Annotated in this window: 20 protein-coding genes; 10 read left to right on the forward strand and 10 right to left on the reverse strand. The window is 63.4% G+C overall.

The window, feature by feature from the left end; translation table 11 throughout:
* Positions 1-117: 117 nt before the first annotated feature.
* The 8 genes from UIB01_RS21330 to UIB01_RS21365 all read right to left on the reverse strand — a co-directional run bounded on the left by UIB01_RS21330 (position 118) and on the right by UIB01_RS21365 (position 9,468).
* The gene (locus tag UIB01_RS21330) at positions 118-1,020 is read right to left on the reverse strand and encodes an ABC transporter permease subunit (RefSeq protein ID WP_038665047.1); all 903 of its coding nucleotides are present in this window, start codon (positions 1,018-1,020) and stop codon (positions 118-120) included.
* Positions 1,017-1,913 carry an ABC transporter permease subunit gene (locus UIB01_RS21335; protein ID WP_038665049.1) on the reverse strand — a complete coding sequence of 299 codons (897 nt, stop codon included), beginning with the start codon at positions 1,911-1,913 and terminating at the stop codon, positions 1,017-1,019. Before UIB01_RS21335 ends, UIB01_RS21330 begins: the two co-directional genes overlap by 4 nt.
* Positions 1,910-3,061, reverse strand: coding sequence for a polyamine ABC transporter ATP-binding protein (potA, locus tag UIB01_RS21340; protein ID WP_038665052.1), 1,152 nt, complete (start codon positions 3,059-3,061; stop codon positions 1,910-1,912). The genes UIB01_RS21335 and potA overlap by 4 nt, the downstream gene beginning before the upstream one ends.
* A gap of 150 nt (positions 3,062-3,211) precedes the next feature.
* Entirely contained in the window at positions 3,212-4,297 is a 1,086-nt protein-coding gene (locus UIB01_RS21345; protein WP_038665055.1) for a polyamine ABC transporter substrate-binding protein, read from the reverse strand.
* 263 nt (positions 4,298-4,560) lie between these two features.
* Positions 4,561-5,658 carry a polyamine ABC transporter substrate-binding protein gene (locus tag UIB01_RS21350; RefSeq protein ID WP_038665057.1) on the reverse strand — a complete coding sequence of 366 codons (1,098 nt, stop codon included), beginning with the start codon at positions 5,656-5,658 and terminating at the stop codon, positions 4,561-4,563.
* 218 nt (positions 5,659-5,876) lie between these two features.
* Positions 5,877-7,235 (reverse strand): aspartate aminotransferase family protein, encoded by a 1,359-nt coding sequence (locus tag UIB01_RS21355; protein WP_038665059.1) that lies wholly within the window; start codon positions 7,233-7,235, stop codon positions 5,877-5,879.
* A gap of 85 nt (positions 7,236-7,320) precedes the next feature.
* The gene (locus UIB01_RS21360) at positions 7,321-8,679 is read right to left on the reverse strand and encodes a glutamine synthetase family protein (protein WP_038665061.1); all 1,359 of its coding nucleotides are present in this window, start codon (positions 8,677-8,679) and stop codon (positions 7,321-7,323) included.
* A gap of 42 nt (positions 8,680-8,721) precedes the next feature.
* Positions 8,722-9,468 (reverse strand): gamma-glutamyl-gamma-aminobutyrate hydrolase family protein, encoded by a 747-nt coding sequence (locus UIB01_RS21365; protein ID WP_038665064.1) that lies wholly within the window; start codon positions 9,466-9,468, stop codon positions 8,722-8,724.
* 240 nt (positions 9,469-9,708) lie between these two features.
* On the opposite strand from UIB01_RS21365, the gene UIB01_RS21370 reads away from it, so the two are divergent.
* The 5 genes from UIB01_RS21370 to UIB01_RS21390 all read left to right on the forward strand — a co-directional run bounded on the left by UIB01_RS21370 (position 9,709) and on the right by UIB01_RS21390 (position 14,422).
* Positions 9,709-11,082 (forward strand): glutamine synthetase family protein, encoded by a 1,374-nt coding sequence (locus UIB01_RS21370; protein ID WP_038665066.1) that lies wholly within the window; start codon positions 9,709-9,711, stop codon positions 11,080-11,082.
* 59 nt (positions 11,083-11,141) lie between these two features.
* Entirely contained in the window at positions 11,142-11,792 is a 651-nt protein-coding gene (locus tag UIB01_RS21375; protein ID WP_038665069.1) for a TetR/AcrR family transcriptional regulator, read from the forward strand.
* Positions 11,793-11,924: 132 nt separating this feature from the next.
* On the forward strand, positions 11,925-12,806 hold the full coding sequence (gene aguB, locus UIB01_RS21380; protein ID WP_038665072.1) for an N-carbamoylputrescine amidase: 882 nt from the start codon (positions 11,925-11,927) through the stop codon (positions 12,804-12,806).
* A 62-nt stretch (positions 12,807-12,868) separates the two neighbouring features.
* Positions 12,869-13,975: an agmatine deiminase gene (gene aguA / locus UIB01_RS21385; protein ID WP_038665074.1), complete on the forward strand. Its 1,107-nt coding sequence runs from the start codon at positions 12,869-12,871 to the stop codon at positions 13,973-13,975.
* A gap of 42 nt (positions 13,976-14,017) precedes the next feature.
* Complete coding sequence (locus UIB01_RS21390) at positions 14,018-14,422, forward strand: VOC family protein (RefSeq protein WP_038665076.1); 405 nt, start codon at positions 14,018-14,020, stop codon at positions 14,420-14,422.
* A 49-nt stretch (positions 14,423-14,471) separates the two neighbouring features.
* Here the strand turns inward: UIB01_RS21390 and UIB01_RS21395 are convergent, their stop codons facing one another.
* Together UIB01_RS21395 and desA are read right to left on the reverse strand one after the other, a co-directional pair.
* Complete coding sequence (locus UIB01_RS21395; RefSeq protein ID WP_038665078.1) at positions 14,472-15,470, reverse strand: GGDEF domain-containing protein; 999 nt, start codon at positions 15,468-15,470, stop codon at positions 14,472-14,474.
* A gap of 127 nt (positions 15,471-15,597) precedes the next feature.
* Positions 15,598-16,788 carry a delta-9 fatty acid desaturase DesA gene (desA, locus tag UIB01_RS21400; RefSeq protein ID WP_038665081.1) on the reverse strand — a complete coding sequence of 397 codons (1,191 nt, stop codon included), beginning with the start codon at positions 16,786-16,788 and terminating at the stop codon, positions 15,598-15,600.
* A gap of 356 nt (positions 16,789-17,144) precedes the next feature.
* Here desA and UIB01_RS21405 point away from each other — a divergent pair, with 356 nt between their 5' ends.
* The 5 genes from UIB01_RS21405 (at position 17,145) to UIB01_RS21425 (ending at position 25,076) form a co-directional block, all read left to right on the forward strand.
* Positions 17,145-20,105 carry a PAS domain S-box protein gene (locus UIB01_RS21405; RefSeq protein WP_038665084.1) on the forward strand — a complete coding sequence of 987 codons (2,961 nt, stop codon included), beginning with the start codon at positions 17,145-17,147 and terminating at the stop codon, positions 20,103-20,105.
* A gap of 48 nt (positions 20,106-20,153) precedes the next feature.
* Positions 20,154-20,540 carry a response regulator gene (locus UIB01_RS21410; protein WP_038665087.1) on the forward strand — a complete coding sequence of 129 codons (387 nt, stop codon included), beginning with the start codon at positions 20,154-20,156 and terminating at the stop codon, positions 20,538-20,540.
* Positions 20,541-20,617: 77 nt separating this feature from the next.
* Positions 20,618-23,029 carry a PAS domain S-box protein gene (locus tag UIB01_RS21415; RefSeq protein ID WP_038665089.1) on the forward strand — a complete coding sequence of 804 codons (2,412 nt, stop codon included), beginning with the start codon at positions 20,618-20,620 and terminating at the stop codon, positions 23,027-23,029.
* Entirely contained in the window at positions 23,030-23,416 is a 387-nt protein-coding gene (locus UIB01_RS21420) for a response regulator (protein ID WP_038665092.1), read from the forward strand.
* Entirely contained in the window at positions 23,409-25,076 is a 1,668-nt protein-coding gene (locus tag UIB01_RS21425; RefSeq protein ID WP_038665094.1) for a diguanylate cyclase, read from the forward strand. Before UIB01_RS21420 ends, UIB01_RS21425 begins: the two co-directional genes overlap by 8 nt.
* Positions 25,077-25,120 lie beyond the last annotated feature (44 nt).

Raw genomic sequence — 25,120 nt, forward strand, 5'->3', positions numbered from 1 at the left:
AGCGGTGGGCAAGCTTCGCGTTATCCACCCTACGGCTCGCGCAATTGCGGGGACGGACTACCTGAAACGACAAGGGCGCATCGAAGCGCCCTTGTCGTTTAGTGCTCAAACCGACGCTCAGCTATGCGCCGAGGGCGGTACCAGCACCTTGCGGCTGTCGATCACCTGACGCCAGGTGGGATTGGCATTGCTTTCATCCATCGCTTGCTGCATCGCGCGGATACGGCGCTTTTCGGCACGGCGGGTGAGGTACCAGGCAAGGAAGGTCGCCAGCGAAACGCTGAGCAGGATCAGGCTGGCCACCGCGTTGATCTCCGGTTTCACACCCAGGCGCACGGCGGAGAAGATCTCCATCGGCAGGGTGGTCGAGCCCGGCCCGGAGACGAAGCTGGCGAGTACCAGATCGTCCAGCGACAAGGCGAAGGAGAGCATGCCGCCAGCGGCCAGCGAAGGCGCGATCATCGGCATGGTGATCACGAAGAACACCTTCCACGGTCGCGCACCAAGGTCCATCGCCGCTTCCTCGATGGACAGGTCCAGCTCGCGCAGACGTGCCATCACCACCACCGCGACATAGGCCGAGCAGAAGGTGGTGTGCGCAATCCAGATGGTCACCAGGCCGCGCTGCGCCGGCCAGCCGACCAGCTGCGCCATAGCCACGAACAGCAGCAGCAGCGACAGACCGGTAATCACCTCCGGCATTACCAGCGGCGCGGTGACCAGGCCACCGAACAGCGTGCGGCCACGGAACACCGGGATGCGCGTGAGCACGAAGGCAGCCATGGTGCCCAGCGCCACCGCAGCAATCGCGGTGTAGGCCGCGACTTCCAGCGAGCGCATCACCGCACCCATCAGCTGCGAATTGTCGAGCAGCCCGGCGTACCACTTCAGCGACCAGCCGCCCCACACCGTCACCAGCCGCGAGGCGTTGAACGAGTAGATGACCAGAATCACCATCGGCAGGTAGATGAACAGGAGCCCGAGCACCAGGATCAGGTTGGAAAAGCTCCAGCGTTTCATAGCTTGCCCTCCAGTTCCTTGGCTTGGTTCCGGTTGAACAGGATGATCGGCACCAGCAGGATCGCCAGCATCACCACCGCCAGCGCCGAGGCCACCGGCCAGTCGCGGTTGTTGAAGAACTCCTGCCACAGCACTTTACCGATCATCAACGTCTCCGGACCACCGAGCAGCTCGGGGATGACGAACTCGCCGACCACAGGGATGAACACCAGCATGCAGCCCGCGATGATGCCGTTCTTCGACAGCGGCACGGTGATCTTCCAGAAGCTGGTGAGGTTGCGCGCGCCCAGGTCGGAGGCGGCCTCCAGCAGGCTCGGGTCGTGCTTCACCAGGTTGGCGTAGAGCGGCAGGATCATGAACGGCAGATAGGAATAGACCACGCCGATGTACACGGCGATATCGGTGTTGAGTATCTGCAGCGGCCGGTCGATCAGCCCCATGCCGAGCAGCAGGCTGTTGAGCAGGCCGTTGCTGCTGAGAATGCCCATCCAGGCGTAGACGCGGATCAGAATCGCCGTCCAGGTCGGCATCATGATCAGCAGCAGCAGCACGGTCTGCAGATCCTTGCGCGCCCGGGCGATGGCGTACGCCATGGGATAGCCGATCAACAGGCAGAGCAAGGTGCTGAAGAAGGCGATCCTCAGCGAGCCCAGATATGCCGCCAGATACAACTCGTCTTCGCTGAGGAAGATGTAGTTGCCGAGGTTGATCAGCACCTGCAGCTGCTGGTCGGCGTAGGCGAAGATGTCCGTGTACGGCGGTATCGCCACATCCGCTTCGGCGAAGCTGATCTTCAGCACGATGGCGAACGGCAGCAGGAAGAACAGGAACAGCCAGAGGAAGGGCACGCCGATGACCAGTCGGCGTCCGCTATTCAACGGCGAGCGCTTCATGCCTGCAGCACCACGCCGCTGTCATCCCACCAGTAGACGTACACTTCTTCCTCCCAGGTCGGCAGCTTCACGTGACGCTCGGCGTTGGCCATGAAGGCCTGCAAAACGCCGCCGGACGGCAGCTTGATGTAGTACACCGAATGACCGCCGAGGTAGGCGATATCGTGGACGACGCCCTTGGCCCAGTTGTAGCCAGGGCGCTCCAATTCCGGCAGTTCGGTGCCGATCAGCAGCTTTTCGGGGCGAATCGCGTAGGTAATCTGTTTGTCCTGCGCGCGGGTACTGATGCCGTGGCCGACGTAGATCGGGTTTTCCAGGCCGGGGCTGGCGATGACGGCGTGGTCGCCCATGTCTTCGATCAGCTCGCCTTCGAACAGGTTGACGTTGCCGATGAACTCGCAGACCAGCCGGCTCGCCGGGGTTTCGTAGATGTCCATCGGGCTGCCGACCTGGGCAATCCAGCCCAGATGCATGATGGCGATCCGTTCGGCCATGGTCATGGCCTCTTCCTGGTCGTGGGTGACCATCACGCAGGTCACGCCGACGCGCTCGATGATCTGCACCAGCTCCAGCTGCATCTGCGAGCGCAGCTTCTTGTCCAGCGCACCCATGGGCTCGTCGAGCAGCAGTAGCTTGGGCCGTTTGGCCAGCGAACGCGCCAGCGCCACGCGTTGGCGCTGGCCGCCGGAGAGCTGATGCGGCTTGCGCTTGGCGTACTGGGTCATCTGCACCAGACCGAGCATCTCCTTCACACGCGCCTCGACTTCCTCTTTCGGCAGGCCATCCTGCTTGAGACCGAAGGCGATGTTCTGCTCCACCGTCATGTGCGGGAACAGCGCGTAGGACTGGAACATCATGTTGATCGGCCGCTCGTACGGCGGCATGTCAGTGATGTCCTGGCCATCGAGGAAGATGCGCCCCTCGGTGGGCCGCTCGAAACCGGCAAGCATGCGCAGCAGGGTCGACTTGCCCGAGCCGGAGCCGCCCAACAGCGCGAAGATTTCGCCCTGATGGATGCTCAGCGAGACATCATCGACCGCCACCGTTTCATCGAATTTCTTGGTGACGCGGTCGATCTTCAGCAGCACCTGCTTGTTCTTGCTCTCGCCACTGAGGGCTTTCTTGTAGGCGCTGGAGGCAACGGCCATGCGCGAACTCCCGAAATGAAAAAGGTTGGCCGGCCTGGGCCGGGTATCTAGTGGTCGTTGCAACGAGCGCGTCATCGGACGCGCCCTTCGTTCAGGCCGCCCCGCTTCGTCCTGGCAGCACCGTGGACGAAATGGAACGGACTCCGGGATTCACTTGCCGGACTTCACCTTGGTCCAGGTGCGGGTCATCAGCCGTTGAATCTTCGGCGGCAGTTCGGCCGAGACATACAAGCGGTCGAGCACCTCCTGCGGTGGATACACCGAGGCATCCGCACGCACCTCCTGGTCCATCAGCTCGCCTGCCTTCAAATTAGGATTGGCGTAACCGACGTAATCGCTCACCGCGGCAATCACCTCGGGGCGCAGTAGGTAGTTGATGAACGCATGGGCTTGCTCGACATTGCTGGCGTCTGCGGGGATGGCAAGCATGTCGAACCAGAGGTTGGCACCCTCCGTAGGAATGGCGTAGGCGATCTCGATGCCCTTGCCGGCTTCCTCGGCGCGCGCGGCGGCCTGGAACACGTCACCGGAGAACCCGGCGGCGACGCAGATATTGCCATTGGCAAGGTCGGAAATGTACTTGGACGAGTGGAAATAACGCACATGCGGACGCACCGCCAGGAGCTTCTCCTCGGCCTTCTGATAATCGGCAGCGTTCTCGCTGTTGGGGTCCAGGCCCAGGTAATTGAGCATGGCCGGGATCATCTCGTCGGCTGAATCGAGGAAGGCGATACCGCAGCTGGCCAACTTGGCCGCGTTCTCGGGCTCGAAAATCACCGACCAGGAGTCGATCTCATCGACGCCCAGCGCCGCCTTGACCTTCTCAACGTTGTAACCGATGCCATTGGTACCCCACAGATAGGGCGCGGCGTGCGCGTTGCCGGGGTCGTTCTTCTGCAGCTGTTTGAGCAACGCCGGGTCGAGATTCTCCCAATTCGGCAGCTTGCTCTTGTCCAGTGCCTGGAAGGCACCGGCACGGATCTGCTTGCCGAGAAAATGGTTGGAAGGCACCACCACGTCGTAGCCGCTGCGGCCGGCCAACAGTTTGCCTTCAAGGGTTTCATTGGAGTCGAAGACGTCGTAGACGGGCTTGATGCCGGTCTCCTTCTCGAACTCTTCCAGCGTCGATTCGCCGATGTAATCAGACCAGTTGTAGATGTGCACGGAGGCGGCCTGGGCGCTGGTCGCAGCTACTACGGCGGCGGCGACGATCAGCGACTTGAGGGTCGAGCGCATGGATGAGTCCTCTTGTTACAGGCCGCGCGTGATCCCGGCGGGAAAGGCGGGCTGTTTATTGGAAAAACCTCTAAAAATCAACAGATTTGGTGTAATTACCGGTGCAGTTGCGGGAATAAACGGAAATGCTTGAACCGCCGGCAGACGCCTTCGCCCTGTCATTCCGCACCAGCCCGGTGCGCAGCACCGGGACGGCAGTCAGCTGACCGGCCTCCCATGCCGGGTGCGCACGACTCATGCGACCCGACACAGGAGCGGCCGGATCAACGCCCGGATTTGATCTTGGTCCAGCTGCGGGTCATAGCGCGCTGGGTCTTGGGATCGAGGTCCGGGAAGGTGTAGAGCTTCTGCAGCACCGCCTGACTGGGGTAGATGCCTTCGTCGGTACGGATCGCCTCGTCCAGTAGCGGCGTGGCCGCAGCGTTGCCGTTGGGGAACTGCACGTAGTTGGTGATGGAGGCCATCACCTCCGGCTTCATCAGGTAGTTGAGGAAGACATGGGCGCTCTCGACGTTCTTCGCGTCGGCCGGCACCGCCAGCATGTCGAAGAAGCTGCCGGCACCTTCGTTCGGAATCTTGTAGCCGACATTGACACCGTTGGCCGCTTCCTCGGCGCGCGACTTGCCCTGGTAGATGTCGCCGGAGTAGCCGATGGCCACGCAGATGTTGCCATTGGCCAGGTCCGAGATGTACTTGGAGGAATGGAAGTAGGCGACATGCGGACGAATCTGCATGAACAGGTCTTCGGCCTTCTTCAGCTCGTCGGCCTTGCCGCTGTCCGGGGCGTAACCCAGGTAGTGCAGCGCGGCCGGCAGCATCTCGGTCGGCGAGTCGAGGAAGGCGACACCGCAAGACTTCAGCTTCTCGATGTTTTCCGGCTTGAACACCAGATCCCAGGAGTCCACCGGCGCGTTGTCACCCAGCACCGCCTTGACCTTGTCGACGTTGTAGCCGATACCGATGGTGCCCCACATGTAGGGAATCGAATACTGGTTGCCCGGGTCGCTCGGCTCCAGCGCCTTGAGCAGATCCTTGTCGAGGTTTTCCCAGTTCGGCAGCTTGGACTTGTCCAGTTTCTGGAACACGCCAGCCTTGATCTGCTTGGCCAGGAACGGGTTGGACGGCACCACCACGTCATAACCGGAGCTACCGGCCAGCAGCTTGGCTTCCAGCACCTCGTTGCTGTCGAAAACGTCGTAGACGACCTTGATGCCGGTTTCCTTGGTGAAGTTCTCCAAGGTGTCTTCGGCGATGTAGTCGGACCAGTTGTAGACGTGCAGTACCTTTTCCTGGGCCTGCGCAGCCCCGGCAACGGTGCCGGCCAGCGTCATGGCAAGTAGGGTCTTGGCGAAGGGATTCATCCGTGCAGCTCCTGTTGTCATCATTAATGTCGGGGCAGTGGAACAGGCCATGAACAGCGCGACGGCCTGGAGGTGTGCCGGCATCGACACACCCCTGGTTAGGTCTGGCTTCCAGCACGCGCGCAGTCTGGCAAGGTCAGAGGCTTTTTTTCAACAAGCCGAACGCATACCAACCTGCAATCGACAACCTTAGCTGAGCGGCGCCAACTGCCGCACGCTCAACCCAACACATCCTTGGCCGTTGCATCCAGACACAGACGCACCTTGCCGATCAGCTCGTCGATCTGCTCCTCGCTGATAACCAGCGGCGGCGAGATGATCATGGTGTCGCCAACCGCACGCATGACCAGGCCGTTGCGGAAGCAGTGCTCGCGACAGAGCATGCCCACGCCGGGGTCGGCAAAGCGTTCGCGGGTCCTCTTGTTCTTCACCAGTTCCAGCGCGCCGAGCAGGCCGACCCCACGGGCCTCGCCCACCAGCGGATGCTCGAGCAGTTCCTGCCAGCGTGACTGCAAATAGGGTGCCGTCTTCGTCTTCACCCGCTCGACGATCTTCTCCTCGCGCAGGATGCGGATGTTCTCCAGCGCCACCGCGGCGGCCACCGGGTGCCCCGAGTAGGTGAAGCCGTGGTAGAACTCGCCACCTTCGTTGAGCGTCTGCACCACTTCGTCGCGTACCACCACGCCACCCATGGGGATGTAGCCAGAGGTCAGGCCCTTGGCGATCGGCATCAGATCCGGTTCGAGACCGTAGTAGTCGCTGCCGAACCACTCACCGGTACGGCCGAAGCCGCAGATGACCTCGTCGGCGATGAAGAGGATGTCGTAGCGCGCGAGGATTTCCTTGACCCGAGGCCAGTAGCTCTCCGGCGGAATGATCACGCCGCCGGCGCCCTGGATCGGCTCGGCGATGAAGGCGGCGACCTTGTCCTCGCCGACCTCGAGAATCTTCTGCTCCAGCTGGTCGGCGATGCGCACGCCGAACTCTTCCGGGCTCATGTCACCACCCTCGCCGAACCAGTAGGGCTGGTCGATATGCTCGATGCCGGGGATCGGGCCGTCGCCCTGCTCGTGCATGGCCTTCATCCCGCCCAGGCTGGCGCCGGCGATGGTCGAGCCGTGATAGCCATTCCAGCGACCGATGACCACCTTCTTCGCCGGCTGGCCCTTGATCGCCCAGTAATGGCGCACCATGCGCAGCACGGTGTCGTTGGCCTCCGAGCCCGAGCCGGTGAAGAACACATGGTTCATCCCGGCTGGCGCGATGTCGGCAATCGCCTTGGCCAGGGCCACGGCCGGCGGGTGGGCGGTCTGGAAGAACAGGTTGTAGTACGGCAGCTCGCGCATCTGCCTGGTCGCAGCCTCGACCAGCTCCTCGCGGCCATAGCCCAGGTTGACGCACCAGAGCCCGGCCATGGCGTCGAGGATCTTGTGCCCCTCGCTGTCCCACAGATAGACGCCGGACGCCTTGGTGATGATGCGCGTGCCCTTGGCGTTCAGCGCCTTGTAATCGGTGAACGGCGGCAGATGATGGTCGCGGCTCAGCGCTTGCCAGTGCAGGGTTTGCGAATCGCTCATCAGTCACCTCTCGATAAAGTTCGTGCATGTTCGGTGGACGAGCAAAGCGTCATCCACCCTACGACCGGCTCCGGCGGAAGCGGCCCTACACCGACAGCATCAGGAATTCCCGCTCCCATGAACTGATCACGCGGTGGTAGTTCTCCTGCTCGGCACGTTTGACCGCGACGTAGCCGGTGATGAATTTCGGGCTCAGGTATTTCTCCAGCTCGCGGCAGGTCTCCATCCGCTCCAGCGCCGCTTCCAGGGTCAGTGGCAGGCGCAGGTTGCGCCGCTCGTAGCCGCGGCCCTTGACCGGCTGGCTTGGCGGCAGCTGCTCGACCATGCCGATGTAGCCGCACAGCAGGCTCGCGGCGATGGCCAGGTAAGGGTTGGCGTCGGCGCCGGCCAGGCGATTCTCGACACGGCGGTTCTGCGGATCGGAATCCGGCACGCGCAGGCCAACGGTGCGGTTCTCCTCACCCCATTCCACGTTCACCGGCGCCGAGGTGTCCGGCAGGAAGCGGCGGAACGAATTGACGTTCGGCGCGAACATTGGCAGCAGTTCGGGGATGTACTTCTGCAAGCCGCCGACGTGGTGCAGGAACAGCTGGCTCATGGAGCCGTCTTCATTGGAGAAGATGTTGCGCCCGGTCTTGAGGTCGACGACGCTCTGGTGCAGGTGCATCGCGCTGCCCGGCTCGCCGGTCATCGGTTTGGCCATGAAGGTGGCGGCGACGTTGTGCTTGAGCGCCGCCTCGCGCATGGTGCGCTTGAACACCAGGATCTGATCGGCCAGGTGCAGCGCCTCGCCATGACGGAAGTTGATCTCCATCTGCGCAGTGCCTTCCTCGTGGATCAGCGTATCCAGATCCAGTCCCTGCGCCTCGCACCAGTCGTACATGTCCTCGAACAGCGGGTCGAATTCGTTGGCCGCATCGATGGAGAACGACTGCCGGCCGGTCTCCTGACGGCCGGAACGGCCGACCGGCGGCTGGAATGGCAGGTCCGGGTCTTCGCAGCGCTTGGTCAGGTAGAACTCCATCTCCGGCGCGACGATGGGTTGCCAGCCGCGATCGGCGTACATCTTCAGGACGCGCTTCAAGATGTTGCGCGGCGACAGCTCGATGGGATTGCCCATCTTGTCGTAGGTGTCGTGGATCACCTGGGCGGTCGGCTCGATAGCCCAGGGCACGAGGAATACGGCGTTCGGGTCGGGCCGGCAGAACATGTCGATGTCGGCCGGGTCGAGCAGCTCGTAGTAGATGTCATCCTCGACGTAATCGCCGGTCACGGTCTGCAGCAGCACGCTTTCCGGCAGGCGCATGCCTTTCTCACCGAGGAACTTGTTGGTTGGTGAGATCTTGCCGCGGGCGATCCCGGTCAGGTCACTGATCAGGCATTCCACTTCGGTAATCTTGTGTTCTTTCAGCCAGCCGGTGAGCTGGTCGAGCTGGATACTCATGTTGACCTCGGGGTTGCTGGAAAGGGCCGCCTGGGTCGGCCGTCAGCGTTGTCGGGCACGGACCGCGCAGGCTTCGGCGAAGCCCCGGAACAGCGCCAGATAATGCGGATGTTCGTGAACCTGCCACTCCGGGTGCCACTGCACCCCGAGGGCAAAGCTGCGTGCCTGCTCGACGGAAAAGGCCTCGATCAGCCCGTCCGGCGCCAGCGCTTCGATGCGCAAACCGCCACCGAGCCGTTCGACACCCTGACCATGTACTGAGTTGACCTGAATCTGCGCCGGCAGGCCCATTTGCTCGAGCAGGCCGCCTGGCTGCACATGCAATGCGTGGCTGAGACCGTATTGCACCTCCAGCGGGTCATCCTGACGTTCACGGTGATCCTGATAAGGCCCGGCTTCGTGAACCTTCTGGTGCAGGCTGCCGCCAAAGGCCACGTTCATTTCCTGAAAGCCCCGGCAGATGCCGAACACCGGAATGCCCGCCTCGACAGCTGCACGAATCAGCGGCAGGGTCAGGTGGTCGCGCAGGGGATCGTGCGGGGTGCCAGCCTCGCTCGGCGGGCCGCCATAATGATGCGGCTCGACGTTTGACGGCGAGCCGGTGAAGAGCAGGCCGTCGAAGGTTTCCAACAGCGCCGCGGGGTCGATCAGCTCATCCAGTGCCGGGATCACCAGCGGCACACCGGCAATCGCCGCAGCACGCAGGTACTTGTCCCCGGCGATGTGAAAACTGTGGTGTCCGATCTGCTTGGTACAGGCCGAAACGCCGATCAGGGGCTTGCGAGGCATGGGATACTCGTCGTTCGAATGGGGCATACCGGAGAGTAGTCTTGTTCATTTTTATAGACAATAGCCCGAGCATTAGCCCCACGCGCTTTACGTTCAGCGCCTTCGATACGCCCCAAAAAAGGCCCATCGTGGGCACTCATGGGGCGCTGGCGGGCTACTATTGACAGTGAACAGGCTTTTCGATTGACTCCCAGACAAGCATCTGATGATTGAAATTTTTAACAATTAAGGTAATTCATCATGGCCCCGCCGCGTGCCGTTCAGCTCAACGAAGCTAACGCATTTCTCAAGGAACATCCGGAGATCCAGTACGTCGATCTGCTGATCACCGACATGAATGGAGTCGTGCGCGGCAAGCGCATCGAGCGCGCTAGCCTGCACAAGGTCTACGAAAAAGGCATCAACCTCCCCGCTTCGCTGTTCGCCCTCGACATCAACGGCATCACCGTTGAAAGCAGCGGGCTGGGCATGGACATTGGCGACTCCGACCGCACCTGCTTTCCGATCCCCAACACCCTGTGCAAGGAACCCTGGCAGAAGCGCCCCACCGCTCAGTTGCTAATGACCATGCACGAGCGTGATGGCGACCCTTTCTTCGCCGACCCGCGCGAAGTGCTGCGCCAGGTGGTGAGCAAGTTCGACGAACTCGGCCTGACCATCTGCGCCGCGTTCGAACTCGAGTTCTATCTGATCGATCAGGAGAACATCAACGGCCGCCCGCAGCCGCCACGCTCGCCGATCTCCGGCAAGCGCCCGCATTCGACCCAGGTCTACCTGATCGATGATCTCGACGAGTACGTCGACTGCCTGCAGGACATTCTCGAAGGCGCCAAGGAGCAAGGCATTCCGGCTGATGCCATCGTCAAGGAAAGCGCCCCGGCGCAGTTCGAAGTCAACCTTCATCACGTCGCCGATCCGATCAAGGCGTGCGACTACGCAGTGCTGCTCAAGCGACTGATCAAGAACATCGCCTACGACCATGAGATGGACACAACCTTTATGGCCAAACCCTACCCGGGTCAGGCCGGCAACGGGTTGCACGTACATATCTCGCTGCTCGACAAGAATGGCAACAATATATTCGCCACCGACAACCCACTGGAAAGCCAGACACTGCGCCATGCCATCGGCGGTCTGCAGCAGACCATGGCAGCGTCGATGGCCTTCCTCTGCCCCAACGTGAACTCCTATCGTCGTTTCGGTGCGCAGTTCTACGTGCCCAACGCGCCTTGCTGGGGCATGGACAACCGCACCGTGGCGCTGCGCGTACCGACCGACAGCCCGGACGCGGTGCGCATCGAACACCGGGTCGCCGGCGCCGACGCCAACCCCTACCTGCTGCTGGCCGGCATACTCGCCGGGGTGCACCATGGTCTGACCAACAAGATCGAGCCGGACGCGCCCATCGAGGGCAACTCCTACGAGCAGGTCGAGCAGAGCCTGCCGACCAATCTGCGTGATGCCCTGCGTGAGCTGGACGACAGCGAGATCATGGCGCGCTACATCAGCCCCGATTACATCGACATCTTCGTCGCCTGCAAGGAGAGCGAACTGGCCGAGTTCGAGCATTCGATCTCGGACCTCGAGTACAACTGGTATCTGCACACTGTCTAGTCCAACCGCAGCGGGCACGGCGGTTTGCATCCGCCGCCGTGCTGGCTTCAAATAGGCCGATGACCAAACCCAGCCCCGCGCTACCCACTCGCCGTCCGCGCGCCAGCAGCCAGACGCGCATCCGCCAGATTCTTTCCAGCGCCCGCGAACTGCTCGCTGAGCAAGGCGCCGCGACGCTGTCGGTGTACGCGGTGGCAGAGCGCGCCGGCATTCCGCCCTCTTCCGTCTACCACTTCTTCTCCGGCGTACCGGCATTGCTCGCGGCGCTGACCGCGGATGTGCATGCAACGTTCAGGGCCAGTCTCGAGCAGCCCATCGACCACCAGAGCCTGACCAGCTGGCGTGATCTGTCGCGGCTGATCGAACAGCGCATGCTGACGATCTACGAGCAGGACAGCGCTGCCCGCCAATTGATCCTGGTGCAACACGGCCTCGGCGAAGTGACGCAGACCGATCAGCGTCTGGATCTCGAGCTCGGTCAGGCGATGCAGGCCGTATTCGAACGGCATTTCGCCCTGCCGCCGCTGCCGCAGGATATCGACGTGTTCGCCATGGCCCTGGAACTCGGCGACCGCGTCTATGCTCGATCCATACAGTTGTACGGCAGCCTGACGCCGCGCATGGCCGAAGAAGGCCTGCGGGTGTTCGACGCCTACCTCGGTCTGTATCTGCCGCCGTACCTGTCGAAGCGGCAATCGGCAGGGCACTGATCGATAAATATCGATAAACGGTTTATTTATTCATGTCAGCAGGCGTTTATATCACTATCAATCCGGATAACTATCGAATAGATTTGCGCCTTCGATAGCCGCAGCCCTTTCCACCGCAGCCGCGAGGTTTTCATGTCCCGAGTCGTTACCGTTGCCGCCACCCAGATGGCCTGTTCCTGGGATAGCCAGGCCAACATCGCCAATGCCGACAGGCTGGTGCGCGAGGCTGCCGCCAAGGGCGCGCAGATCATCCTCATCCAGGAGCTGTTCGAGACGCCCTACTTCTGCCAGAAGCCGAATGCCGAGTACCTGCAGCTGGCCACGTCGGTCGAGCAAAATCCGGCTATCCAGCATTTCCAGAAGGTTGCCGCCGAGCTGCAGGTGGTGCTGCCGATCAGCTTCTTCGAGCTCGCCGGCCGCGCGCGCTTCAATTCCATCGCCATCATCGATGCCGACGGCAAGCTGCTCGGCGTCTACCGCAAGAGCCACATCCCGGACGGCCCCGGCTACCACGAGAAGTACTACTTCAACCCGGGCGATACCGGCTTCAAGGTGTGGAATACCCGCTACGCGAAGATCGGCGTGGCCATCTGCTGGGACCAATGGTTCCCCGAGACCGCCCGCAGCATGGCGCTGATGGGCGCCGAACTGCTGTTCTACCCGACCGCCATCGGCAGCGAGCCGCATGACCCGAACATCACCTCGCGCGACCACTGGCAACGCGTGCAGCAGGGCCATGCCGGCGCCAACCTGATGCCGCTGATCGCCAGCAACCGCATCGGCCGCGAAGAGCAGGACGGCTACGACATCACTTTCTACGGCTCCTCGTTCATCGCCGACCAGTTCGGCGCCAAGGTCGAGGAAATGGACGAAACCAGCGAAGGCGTGCTGGTGCATCAGTTCGATCTGGATCAGCTCGAGCATATCCGCAGCGCCTGGGGGGTCTTCCGCGATCGCCGGCCGAACCTCTACGGCTCGATCAAGACCCTGGACGGCTCGCAGCCGTCCGAATGAGCTCCCGCTGACGCAAACGGCGGGAGGGGCCTGTGCCCTTCCCGCCTCATGAGAGATACGCCATGACCACCCTCAGCTCCACGCCCCGCCAAGACGGCTACTTCATGCCCGCTGAATGGGCACCGCACAGCCAGACCTGGATGGTCTGGCCACAGCGCCCGGACAACTGGCGAGACAACGGCAGTCCCGCGCAGGCGGCTTTCACTGCGGTCGCCAAGGCCATCGCCCGCTTCGAACCGGTCACCGTCTGCGCCAGCGCCGAGCAGTACCTCGCCGCCCGCGCGGCACTGGATGACCCACGCATCCGCGTGGTGGAAATCAGCACGGACGATGCCTGGGTGCGTGACACCGGGCCGACCTTCGTTGTCGACGACAACGGTGGGCTGCGCGGCGTGGACTGGACGTTCAACGCCTGGGGCGGTGAAGACGGTGGTCTTTATGCCGACTGGCAGCGCGACGACGAAGTGGCGCGCAAGATCCTCGAGATCGAGTACTGCGACCGCTACCGCACCGAGGGCTTCGTGCTCGAGGGCGGCTCGATCCATGTCGACGGCCAAGGCACGCTGATCACCACCGAAGAATGCCTGCTCAATCGCAACCGCAACCCGCAGCTGACCCGCGAGCAGATCGAGACGGTGCTGCGCGAACATCTGGCGGTCGACAGCATCATCTGGCTGCCGCACGGCCTGTTCAATGACGAGACCGACGGCCACGTCGACAACTTCTGCTGCTTCGTGCGCCCGGGTGAAGTGCTGCTGGCCTGGACCGACGATGCGAACGATCCCAACTTCGAGCGCTGCCAGGCAGCCATGACCGTGCTGCAGACCGCCCAGGACGCCAAGGGCCGCGCACTGACCGTGCACAAGATGCCGATTCCCGGCCCGTTGCATGCGTCGGCCGCCGAGTGCGACGGGGTCGTGACGCTGGATGGCAGCCAACTGCGTGATCCGTCGATCCGCCTGGCGGGCAGTTACGTGAACTTCCTCATCGTCAACGGCGGCATCATCGCCCCGGCCTTCGGTGACCCGCTGGACGCCGAAGCCGAGCGCATTCTGGCCGAAGTGTTTCCGCAGCATCAGGTGGTGATGGTGCCCGGCCGCGAGATCCTCCTTGGCGGGGGCAATATTCACTGCATCACCCAGCAGCAACCGGCGCCGCTGTCACGCTGACGCGGCGACCTTGAGCCTGACGGCCAGGCACGAGGGGGTTCGATGAAGTTTCTGGTGAACCTGGATGTCGACGATCTGGAACGGGCTGTCGACTTCTACGGATCAGTGTTCGACCTGCGGGTCGGTCGCCGTCTCGGCACCTTCGCCGTGGAAATGCTCGGCGGCCCGACACCGATCTATCTGTTGCTCAAGAAGGCAGGTAGCGCCGCAACCCCGGAAGGGATCCAGCAGCGCAGCTACGGGCGGCACTGGACGCCGATCCATCTGGATTTCGTCGTCGAGGACATCGAAGCCGTCACCGTCCGGGCGGTCGCCCACGGCGCGCACCTGGAACAGCCGATAACGACTCAGGCCGGGCACAAGCTCGCGCTGATGGCCGATCCGTTCGGCCATGGCTTCTGTTTGCTGCAGTTCACTGGGCAGGGTTATGACGAGCTGACCAGCTGACCAGCTGAGCCGGCAGACAGGGCGAATAACGCCCGGTCCGCTCAGCTGCTCAACCGACGATCACCTGGTTCTTGCCCAGGCGCTTGGCGGTGTACATCGCCGCATCGGCACGGGCGAAAACGCTGCTCAGCTCGGGGTCGCCGGCTTCGAGATAAGTCAGACCCAGGCTGGCGGTGACGCGGAAGCGCTCACCATTTTCAGCGGTAAACACCAGGCGCTCGATTTCACGCTGTAGGCGCTCGGCGATCTGCTCGGCCAGGTCCGGCTGGCAGCCCGGTAGCACAGCGGCGAATTCCTCACCTCCGATGCGCCCGAACAGGTCGCTCTGGCGCAGTACCGACGCACCACAACGAGCGACCTTCTGCAGCACCTGATCGCCCATCTGGTGGCCGTGGGTGTCGTTGATGCGCTTGAAGTCATCGATGTCCAGCAGCAGGAAGGCCAGCGACGAGGCGAACTGCCGGGCCCGGTCGAACTCAGTGCGGGCGCATTCGAAGAAATGCCGGCGGTTGCTGCTCTGGGTCAGTACATCGGTGGTCGCCAGGCGCTGCAACTCACCTTCGAGCTGCTTCTTCTCGGTGATGTCCTCGGCGATGCCGACGATGATCGGGCTCTGCCCGTTTTCACCCGGGCGACCGAGAAAGCACTTGTCGCTCAGCCAGCGCAACTGCCCGTCGCCACGGATGATGCGGTACTCGCGGGTTTCCACCGCCCCCTCATCGAGCACGGCGAGCATGCTCTTCTGCGCATATTCCACATCGTCAGGGTAGATCGCATTGCGCCACTCACCGTAATCGGCCAGCAACAGGGCCGGTGAACGGCCAAAAATACGCTCGTAGGCCGGGCTGACATAAATCATCCGCTGCGCCTGCCAGTCAAAAGCCCAGAGCACCGCATTGACGCCGCCCAGCAGGGTGCTGAACAGCTGCTCGCGCTCGCCCAGACGGGCCGCTTCGGCGCGTGCGTGCATCAGCGCCAGCAACGTTTGCGCGTCGCCACCCGGAGGCATCCTCATACCCGAATCACTCTGATTGCTCGCCAGCCGCATTGCCATTCTTCCTGAAACGACCACCGCGCATGGCGGCAGCACTGCATAGTTTAGAGTGCAGTTCAGAAAGTCGGCGGGCCACAAAGTTCCGGGTCGGCGGGCTCCCGCAGCGCGAGCCGATCGAAGGTCAGGCAGGGACGACGGATGGGCGCAGCGAGTAGGTCCGCAGGTGCTCGGCAAATTCACGCAGCGAGTGGATACCGCTTGCCTCGGCCTCGTGCACCCACTGCTTGATGGCGGCAAGCATGTCGTGGCCGTTTGAGCTGGTCCGGGTCCAGATCTGCTGCAGCGCCAGACGCTTCTCGTAGATCACCTTGAGCGCGTGACTCTGCGCCAGCATGTCGTCGATATGCGCCTGCTGTTCCTGCTGCAGCAGACTCGGCTCGCGCGCCAGCAGACGCTTGGCGCGGCGCAGCTGATGACGTACGGAGGCGTCAGCGCGACCCAGCTCCTGGCGCACCAGCGGCACGATCACCAGCTTGCGGTACTGCGCCATGATCTGGAAACGGTTGTTGAGGATCGCCATGGCGCTGTCCATGTCCAGCTGCTGCTTGCCCTCGATGCGATGGGCGATCGGCGCCGTGCGGTTGACCTTGGCCAGCCCGAGCAGGCTGAACAGGCGAATCCAGGCCCAGCCCATGTCGAACTCCCATTTGCGTACCGACAGCTTGGCCGAGTTCGGGTAGGTGTGATGGTTGTTGTGCAACTCTTCACCGCCGATGAGGATGCCCCAGGGCACCAGGTTGGTCGCCGCGTCACGGCATTCGAAGTTGCGATAGCCGACCGCATGGCCAAGGCCGTTGACCACACCGGCGGCCCAGAACGGAATCCAGATCATCTGCACCGCCCACACCGTCAGGCCGAGCGCACCGAACAGCGCCAGGTCGATCAGCAGCATGAGCACGATGCCGGTATTGGGAAAACGCGAATAGAGGTTGCGCTCGATCCAGTCGTCCGGGCAGTTCTTGCCGTAGATGCGCAGGGTTTCCTCGTTCTTCGCCTCTTCCATGTACAGCTCGGCGCCCTTGCGCACGACCGTGGCCAGGCCCTTGTGCACCGGGCTGTGCGGGTCATCAGGCGTTTCGCATTTGGCGTGGTGCTTGCGGTGGATGGCGGTCCACTCACGGGTGTTCATCGCCGTGGTCAGCCACAGCCAGAAACGGAAGAAGTGTTTGAGCGCCGGATTCAGCTCCAGCGAGCGGTGCGCCGAGTAACGGTGCAGGTAGACCGTGACGCTGACGATGGTGACGTGAGTCAGAAGCAGCGTGGTCGCGATGAGTTGCCAGACCGAAAGGTCGAGTAAACCGGTGTGCCACATAGTAACGGGGTGCCTCATGGGTTAGGCGCGCCGACGACCTCCGCCGATGCTGACCTTGGAGCAGACTAACACTCCGCCACAGGACGGCGAACACGACGGTTGACCGACCGTCGCAAATCTGGTGATTTTTTAACCAGTCTCGGCTGCAATCACTCGCCTGCAGCAAAGCCAGGCGAGGCAGGACGCCTGCTAATGCTCGCTATCAGCAATGCTGGCATAGAGCTATCATTGCACCTTTTCCCTTCATGATGGATGCGGCCGATGTGTACGTCCTCCGCCGAGTATCGCGCAGAGCCTGCTGATCGTTGCGCACCGGCGATGCAGGCCGACTATCGCCGTAGACGGCCGGCCCGCCGATGAGCAACGTCGGCATCACGCCCCACTGGACCTTCGCGATCGGCAGCCTGCTGCTCGTGCTGCTGTTCGGCAGCCTGGCGTTCAATGATCACAGCGCCCGCGACGCCGCCTGGCAGCTGGAGATCCAGACCCATGGCGAGTTGCAGAGCCTGGCGCTGCGCAGTGCGCAGCTCAACCAGCAGCGTCAGGCCGATATGGTGGCCAACGCCCTGGCCGGCAACGCCGAAGTACTGCGCCAGATGCGGCGTATCGATAGTGTGCTGCGCACCGGCGCGACGCTCGACGACGCGCGCGTGGAACTGGCGCGTCAGCGCCTGCATGCAGCCCTGACGCCCGCCTGGAACTCGATGCAGCGCCATCAGGGCATGCTGCTGCAGCTGTTCTGGGGCGACACTGGGCTCGCGCTGCTGCGCATGCAGCAGCCCGAACGTTTCGGCGACGCGCTGGCGGCACGGCGGCCGATGCTGCAAAGAGCATTGCGCGACGGCGTCATGCAAACCGGTATCGAAGTCGATCCGCTCGGCGCCAGCAGCCGTGCAATCGTCCCGCTGTATGCCGAGGATGACCGCAGCGGCGAGCTCATCGGCGCGCTGGAAGTGGGTTACAACGTGCTGCCGGACCTGAACGCCCTGGGCGATCAGCTGGCCGCCGGGCTGGCGCTGATCGTCAACCGCGCCGCCCTGCAAGCAGCGGGGCTGGAGGCGCCGAGCGGCGTTCAGCTGCACGCTGGCAGCGACTGGCAACTCACCAGCCACTCAGCGACGCAAATCCTGCAATGGGCACAGGCTGGCATGCTGCCGGAGCCGGAAAGCGGCATGGCGCTGCGCCTGCTGGTTGCTGGCGACCGCACCTATATGCTCAACCAGAGCCCACTGCCAACCGACCATCAGGCCCAGCCTGCGCCCGCACTGCTGGCGGCGGCGCTGGTGTGGCGCGACATCAGTGCGATGGAGCGCGAGCATCATCAGGCCGAGCGCCGGCTACTGATCAAATGGAGCCTGGCCTGGTTGATTGCCGAAGTGTTGCTGCTGATGCTGGCGATCCTGCTGCAACGTCGGCTCAGCGTGCAACAGCAGCACCAGCTGGCGCAGCAGCAGCAGGCCCGTCGGCGCCAACGTCTGCTCGACCGTGCGCAGAAGATCGCCAGCCTGCTACCCGGCGTGGTGTTCCAGCTCAAGCGCTTTGCCAATGGCCGCTATGCGTTCCTCTACGCCAGCGAAGGCGCCCGCGAACTGTACGGCATCGACCCGCAGCGGCTGCTGGACGACCCCTCGCAGGCATTGCTGCAGGTGCATCCGCAGGACTTGCCGCGGTTGAAGATCGCCCTGTTGCGCCTGGCTGTGTGCCCAGGGACCGGCTCGGTCGAATTCCGCATCCAGCATCCGCAACGGGGCCTGCTCTGGGCCGAAGGGCGTGCGACCGCCGAACGAGGCCCCGACGGGTCGGTGCTTTGGCACGGCTTCGTAACCGAAATCAGCGAGTTGATGGAAGCCACCCGCGCACTGCAGAAGAGCGAGAGCCGCTTCCGCGCCATGGTCAGCAACCTGCCGGGCGTGGTCTACCGCTGCCGCAACGACGGGCGCCGGCGCATGAGCTATCTGAGCGACGGTATCGAACGGCTGACGGGCTATCCGGCAAGCGATTTCGTCGGCGACCGCGTGCGCAGCTTCGCCAGCCTGATCCATCCCGACGACGTGGAGCTGGCCCGACAGCATGCCGAACAGGACACCTTCGAGGGCATCTACCGGCTCACCAATGCCGAAGGCCGAACGGTCTATGTGCGGGAGAAGGCGCGTGTGCTGCACGAACGCGACGATCCGGTCGGCTGGTGTGACGGTTTCATCTGGGACGTCACCGATCAGGCGTTGGCCAAACAAGAGATGCAGGAGCGCGAGCGCTACCTGAGCATGCTGATCGACAACGTGATCGACGCGATCATCATCATCGATGCGCGCGGCATCATCGAAACCTTCAACCACGCCGCCGAGCAGATCTTCGGCTACAGCAGCGAGGATGTGCTGGGTCGCAACCTGTCGATGCTCATGCCCGAGCCCGATCGCTCGGCCCACGACGGCTATCTGGACCATTACGCGCAGCGCGGCACCTCGCACGCGCTGGAACAGAACCGCGACCTGACCGCCCTGCGCCGCAATGGTGAAACCTTCACCATCGAGCTACGCGTTTCGCAGATCAGCCACCATGGCGAGCGTAAGTTCATCGGCCTGGTACGCGACATCACCGAGCGCAAGCGCATAGAGCGGATGAAGAGCGAGCTGGTGTCCATCGTCAGCCATGAACTGCGCACCCCGCTGACGTCTATCTCCGGGGCGCTCGGGCTGATCGTCGGCGGCGCGGCGGGCGAAACGTCGCCGAACATGCAAAAGATGCTCGACATCGCCCACCAGAACAGCCTGCGCCTGGGCCGGCTGGTGGACGACCTGCTGGACATGGACAAGCTGGTCGCAGGGAAGATGGAGCTCAGCCTGCGTGAACACTCACTGCAGCTACAGCTGCAGCTGGCAGCCGATGCCAATCGGGGCTATGCCGCCAAACACGGCGTCCATCTGGAACTGTCGCCCGTGCCGACCGTGCAGCTGACGGCAGACGACGACCGGTTGCAGCAGGTACTGGCCAATCTCATCTCCAATGCGGTCAAATTCTCACCCGCAGGCGGCACGGTGCTGCTGGGCGGCGAACGCCGCGGCGACTGGGTGCGCCTCTGGGTGCGCGACCAGGGCCCTGGCATTGCACCGGAGTTTCATGCGCGGATTTTCCAGAAGTTTTCCCAGGCCGATTCCTCCGACACCCGCCAAAAGGGCGGCACCGGGCTGGGCCTGGCCATCAGCAAGGAGCTGATCGAACACATGCACGGCCGGATCGGCTTCGACTCCGAACCCGGCCATGGCGCCTGCTTCTGGTGCGAACTGCCCCGTGCGCCGGCTGCGGCCGAACTATCCTGATGCTTCCGCTGATGCGGACGCGCACGCAACCCGACCCACGGAGGCACAATGGCCGAACTCCGGCGCATCCTGCACGTTGAAGACGACCCCTCCATCCAGGCGGTGACCAAACTGGCCCTGGAGGCCATCGGCGGTTACGAGGTGCTGTCCTGCTCCTCGGGTGCCCAGGCGCTGGAGGAGGTCGAAGCCTTCGCCCCGGATTTCATCCTGCTCGACGTGATGATGCCCGGCATGGACGGACCGCAGACGCTGCTCAACCTGCGCCAGCGCGTCGACCTGGAGCGGATTCCGGTAACATTCATGACGGCCAAGGTGCAGCCCGGCGAGATCGAACACCTGCGCAAGCTGGGCGCCCGTGATGTGATCATCAAGCCATTCGACCCGATGCAGCTGGCCGAGCAGATTCGCAGCATCTGGCTCGCTGACCGATACTAGTCAGACTCAGTCGACGTCCCGCCGCGATATATCGTCAGGCCCGGGCGAAACTCACCGAATGAAACAAGGCATCGACGATGGAGTTACCGCAAGCAAGTCCGGCGTCGCCACCCTCCATGGCGCCGCTGCGCGAGCTGTCACGCCTGGCAGCGTTGCTGCGCTACGAAATCCTCGATACGCCGGAAGAAGCGGTCTTCGACGACTTCACCGAACTGGCTGCGCATATCTGCGATACGCCCATCGCGCTGATCTCGCTGGTCGACGACCGGCGCCAGTGGTTCAAGAGCCGGGTCGGCCTCGAGGTTAGCGAGACCCCGCGGGAAATCTCCTTCTGCACCCACACCATCCTTGGTGAGGAGATCTTCGAAGTCCCCGACGCCCTGCAAGACCCGCGTTTTCGTCATAACCCGCTGGTGGTCGGCGATCCGCATATCCGCTTCTATGCCGGCACCCCGCTGACTTCGCCGGATGGACATAACCTCGGCACGCTGTGCGTGATCGACCGCAAGCCGCGCCAGCTCAGCGCCGAACAGCGCGACACCCTCGATCGACTCGGCCGCCAGGTAATCCGCCTGTTCGAACAGCACCTGCTGGCGCACCGTTACGCGGAGCAGGCCGCACTGCAACAGGCCATGCTCAACAGCGCTTCCAGCGCGGTGCTGGTGACCCGCCCTGACGGCATCATCACCAGCGTTAACCCGACTGCCGAACGCATGCTCGGCTACAGCGAACAGGACCTGATTGGCCATCCACTGACCTCGGCGCTGTTCCGACCGGAGACACTACACCGGCGCGCCGCACTGCTTTCCAGCGAGCTGCAGAGGCCCATCGAGCCAAATTTTGCCGTGCTGACCGCGCCGCTGCACCGCGGCCGCCGAGAAATGTCCGAATGGCGCCTGCGCCACCAGAACGGCAGCGATGTACCGGTACTACTGGGGGTCACCGCGATTCACGACGAGCAGGAACTGCTGCGCGGTTATCTGATCAACGCCTACGATCTGGCCTATCAGGAGCAGCTGCAGCTGCGCCTGCAGCAGATCGCCGCACAGGTGCCCGGCATGCTCTTCCAGTTCCACTGGCGGGGCAACGGCAGCTCGTGCTTTCCCTACGTCAGCGAAGGGGTCGAGCAGATCTACGGACTGAGCCCGGGACAGTTGGCCGGAAGCTTCGCGCCGATCGTCGGCCGCGTGCATGCGCTCGACCGAAGCGCCCTGCTGTACAGCATTCGCAAAGCTGCCGCCGAGCTCACTCCCTGGCACAGCGAGCACCGCGTCGACCATCCGCGCAAAGGGCTGATCTGGGTCGAGGCGCGCGCCACGCCGCTGCGCCAGTTCGACGGTTCGGTGCTCTGGCACGGGTTCGTCACCGACATCACGGCGCGCAAGGCCGAGCAGCTGGAACTCGACAAGCAGCAAGAAATGAACCGGCGCCTGCTCGAGGCGCTGAGCGAGGCGGTGATCGCCTGTGACGCCGAAGGCAATCTGACTCTGTTCAACGAGAAGGCCAAGCAGTGGCATGGCGCCGATGCCGCGCCGGTCTCGCCGCCCGACTGGGCCAGTCATTACCAGCTGTACCATGCCGACGGCATCACGCCGCTGCAACCCGAAGAAATTCCGCTGCGCCGTGCCCTGCGCGGTGAGCATGTGATCGATCACGAGATGGTCCTGTTAAGTCAGGGCGAGCCGCGCCACGTGCTGTGCAACGCCGATCCGCTGTACACCTCCGATGGCCAGCTTCTGGGCGCCGTCGCCGTGCTGCACGACATCACCGAACGCAAACGCATCGAGCGTCTGCAGCGCGAGTTCATCTCCACCGTCAGCCATGAATTGCGTACGCCGCTGACCTCGATTACCGGCGCGCTGGCGCTGGTTTGCTCCAATGTCATGGGCGAGGTCCCCGCGCCGATGCGCGAACTGCTGGAAATTGCCCAGCAGAACAGCCAGCGGCTGAGTGCGCTGATCGATGACCTGCTGGACATGGACAAGCTGCACGCCGGCAAGATGCGCTTCGACCTGCTTCGCCAGCCGCTGCAACCCCAGCTGGAGCTGGCCCTGCGCAGCAATCGCAGTTACGCCGAACAACATGGCGTGGTGCTGCAGCTGGGCGCCTGCCCGGCAGCAACGGTGAATATCGACGCCATGCGCCTGCAGCAGGTGCTGAGCAATCTGCTGTCCAATGCGGCGAAGTTTTCCCCAGCCGGGGAGCGGGTCGATCTGTCGGCGACCCTGAGTGACGGCTGGGTTCGCGTCAGCGTCCGAGACCGCGGGCCGGGGATCTCCGCCGATTTCTGCGAGCGGGTATTCCAGAAGTTTGCCCAGGCCGACTCGTCCGACAGCCGCCAGCAAGGTGGCACGGGGCTTGGCCTGGCGATCAGCAAGGAGCTGATCGAGCGCATGGGTGGGCGCATCGGATTCGATTCCGAACCCGGCCAAGGCGCCTGCTTCTGGTTCGAGTTGCCCTGTGACGGGCTGGCCAAGGAGAGTCCATAGATGAAACAGCTCAAACGCATTCTGCACGTCGAAGACGTACCCTCGATCCAGGTCGTGACGCGCATCGCGCTGGAGAAGATCGGCGGCTTCGAGGTGCTCAGCTGTCCATCTGGCCAGGCGGCGCTGGACCAGGTGCAGGCCTTCGCCCCGGACCTGATCCTGCTCGACGTGATGCTGCCGCAGATGGACGGCATCGAACTCGTTCGCCAGCTCGGTCAACTGATTGACCTGCAGCAGATACCCGTGGTGTTTCTCACCGGCCACCTGCAGCCCGAGCGGCTGCATGAACTGCGTCAGCTTGGCGTGCGTCAGGTGCTGGGCAAACCGTTCGACCCGCTCCAGCTGGCCGCCCAGCTGCAGAAGGTATGGGAGGCCGAGCATGGATGACCAGGCGCGAATTGCGCTGCAGAAACAGCTGGCCCAGCTGGAACAACAGTTCGGCGAGCGCCTGCAGGGCGACCTGGCAGAGCTCGGCATGCTGGCCGCCGAGCTGCAGCACAACCGCGCGACCGGCCGCCGGCGCCAGCTGATGCTCAGCATCCGCGAGCGCCTGCACCGGCTCGCTGGGGCCGCCGGCACCTTCGGCTTCGCCAAGCTTGGCGAACGCGCCAGACAGCTCGAACAGCGCGCCGACCGCTGGCTGGATTCAGCAAAACCCGGCAGTCGGGCAGCGGAAGCCTTCGCCCGTGCGTTGCAGCAGCTGGCCGGCCAGACGCCCGGCCAGGAGCGCGCCGCGGCGGAGTTGCCCGACCATCACGACGAACCAGCGCCCGGCTGCCGCATCTACCTGCTGGAAGCCGATCCAGCCGCCGCTTCCAACATGGCGTTGACCCTGCGCAACTTCGGCTATCTGGTCAGCCAGTGGCAGGATTTCGCCGCGCTGCAGGATGCCGTGGCAGACGAGCCGCCCGATGCGCTGATCGCCAGTGTGCAGCACGACAGCGAGCTCGAAGCACTCGCCGCGTTGCAGCAGGGCCTCGAGCATCCACTGCCATTGCTGGTCATTCACGAACGCATCGATTTCACCAGCCAGCTGGCCGCGGTACGCGCCGGCGCGCAGGGCTTTTTCACCCGCCCACTGGACATCACGCAACTGGAAAACAGCCTTGAGCGCTGCCTCGACCGCCAGCAGGGCGAGCCTTTCCGGGTGCTTATCGTCGATGACGATGCCGAACTCGCCGCACGCTACAGCCTGGTGCTGCGTAATGCGCAGATGCAGGTGCAGATCCTCACCGAGCCGACCCGCGTGCTGGAGACGATGCACAGCTTCAACCCCGAAGTGCTGTTGCTGGACGTGAACATGCCGGAGTGCTCGGGGCCGGAGCTGGCGCAGATGATCCGCCTGCATGATGAATGGCTGCGAGTGACGATCATCTATCTTTCCGCCGAGACCGATACCCACCGGCAGATGGCGGCGCTGCTCAAGGCCGGCGACGATTTCATCACCAAGCCGATCAGCGACAATGCATTGGTCGCTGCGGTGTATTCACATGCCCAACGCGCCCGCTCACTGAGCACGGCCCTGGCGCGCGACAGCCTGACCGGCCTGCTCAAGCACGCCGACATCAAGGAGCAGCTGGCCCTGGAAGTGCAACGGGCAACGCGCAGCGGCAAGCCGGCCAGCGTGGTGATGCTCGACCTCGACCACTTCAAGCGCGTCAATGACACCTACGGCCATGCCGCTGGCGACAATGTGATCCGCGCCTTGGCCAACCTGCTGCGCCAGCGTCTGCGTCGTATCGACAGCCTCGGTCGCTACGGCGGCGAGGAATTCGTCGCGGTGCTGCCGGAATGCACGGCGCTACAGGCACAGCGCATTTTCGACGAGATCCGCGTGCGCTTTGCTGCGTTGAACTTCAATGGTGGCGACGGTGAGGAGTTCTACGTGACCTTCAGTGCCGGCATCTGCCAGACCGATGGCCACACCGCCTCGGGCGTGCTGCTGGAACTTGCCGATCAGGCGCTGTATGCGGCCAAGCACAAGGGCCGCAATCAGGTGCAGATCGCTGCCGCTGTCAAAGAAGCTCAGCGGGCAAACCGACGCTGACAGTAAAGCCGGCGGCAGCGATGGTTAGGCGCCGCCGCCGACTG

This window comes from Stutzerimonas decontaminans, assembly GCF_000661915.1.
In the GTDB taxonomy this organism is placed as follows: Bacteria; Pseudomonadota; Gammaproteobacteria; order Pseudomonadales; family Pseudomonadaceae; genus Stutzerimonas; species Stutzerimonas decontaminans.

Bases quoted from the DNA above. Each gene is read 5' to 3' on its own strand.
- UIB01_RS21375 (WP_038665069.1), top strand. From the start codon at position 11,142: ATGACCAAACCCAGCCCCGCGCTACCCACTCGCCGTCCGCGCGCCAGC.
- UIB01_RS21415 (WP_038665089.1), top strand. From the start codon at position 20,618: ATGGAGTTACCGCAAGCAAGTCCGGCGTCGCCACCCTCCATGGCGCCG.
- UIB01_RS21425 (WP_038665094.1), top strand. From the start codon at position 23,409: ATGGATGACCAGGCGCGAATTGCGCTGCAGAAACAGCTGGCCCAGCTG.
- aguA (WP_038665074.1), top strand. From the start codon at position 12,869: ATGACCACCCTCAGCTCCACGCCCCGCCAAGACGGCTACTTCATGCCC.
- potA (WP_038665052.1), bottom strand. From the start codon at position 3,061: ATGGCCGTTGCCTCCAGCGCCTACAAGAAAGCCCTCAGTGGCGAGAGC.
- UIB01_RS21355 (WP_038665059.1), bottom strand. From the start codon at position 7,235: ATGAGCGATTCGCAAACCCTGCACTGGCAAGCGCTGAGCCGCGACCAT.
- UIB01_RS21360 (WP_038665061.1), bottom strand. From the start codon at position 8,679: ATGAGTATCCAGCTCGACCAGCTCACCGGCTGGCTGAAAGAACACAAG.
- UIB01_RS21395 (WP_038665078.1), bottom strand. From the start codon at position 15,470: ATGCGGCTGGCGAGCAATCAGAGTGATTCGGGTATGAGGATGCCTCCG.
- UIB01_RS21330 (WP_038665047.1), bottom strand. From the start codon at position 1,020: ATGAAACGCTGGAGCTTTTCCAACCTGATCCTGGTGCTCGGGCTCCTG.
- UIB01_RS21350 (WP_038665057.1), bottom strand. From the start codon at position 5,658: ATGAATCCCTTCGCCAAGACCCTACTTGCCATGACGCTGGCCGGCACC.
- UIB01_RS21370 (WP_038665066.1), top strand. From the start codon at position 9,709: ATGGCCCCGCCGCGTGCCGTTCAGCTCAACGAAGCTAACGCATTTCTC.
- aguB (WP_038665072.1), top strand. From the start codon at position 11,925: ATGTCCCGAGTCGTTACCGTTGCCGCCACCCAGATGGCCTGTTCCTGG.
- desA (WP_038665081.1), bottom strand. From the start codon at position 16,788: ATGTGGCACACCGGTTTACTCGACCTTTCGGTCTGGCAACTCATCGCG.
- UIB01_RS21410 (WP_038665087.1), top strand. From the start codon at position 20,154: ATGGCCGAACTCCGGCGCATCCTGCACGTTGAAGACGACCCCTCCATC.
- UIB01_RS21420 (WP_038665092.1), top strand. From the start codon at position 23,030: ATGAAACAGCTCAAACGCATTCTGCACGTCGAAGACGTACCCTCGATC.
- UIB01_RS21365 (WP_038665064.1), bottom strand. From the start codon at position 9,468: ATGCCTCGCAAGCCCCTGATCGGCGTTTCGGCCTGTACCAAGCAGATC.
- UIB01_RS21345 (WP_038665055.1), bottom strand. From the start codon at position 4,297: ATGCGCTCGACCCTCAAGTCGCTGATCGTCGCCGCCGCCGTAGTAGCT.
- UIB01_RS21335 (WP_038665049.1), bottom strand. From the start codon at position 1,913: ATGAAGCGCTCGCCGTTGAATAGCGGACGCCGACTGGTCATCGGCGTG.
- UIB01_RS21405 (WP_038665084.1), top strand. From the start codon at position 17,145: ATGAGCAACGTCGGCATCACGCCCCACTGGACCTTCGCGATCGGCAGC.
- UIB01_RS21390 (WP_038665076.1), top strand. From the start codon at position 14,018: ATGAAGTTTCTGGTGAACCTGGATGTCGACGATCTGGAACGGGCTGTC.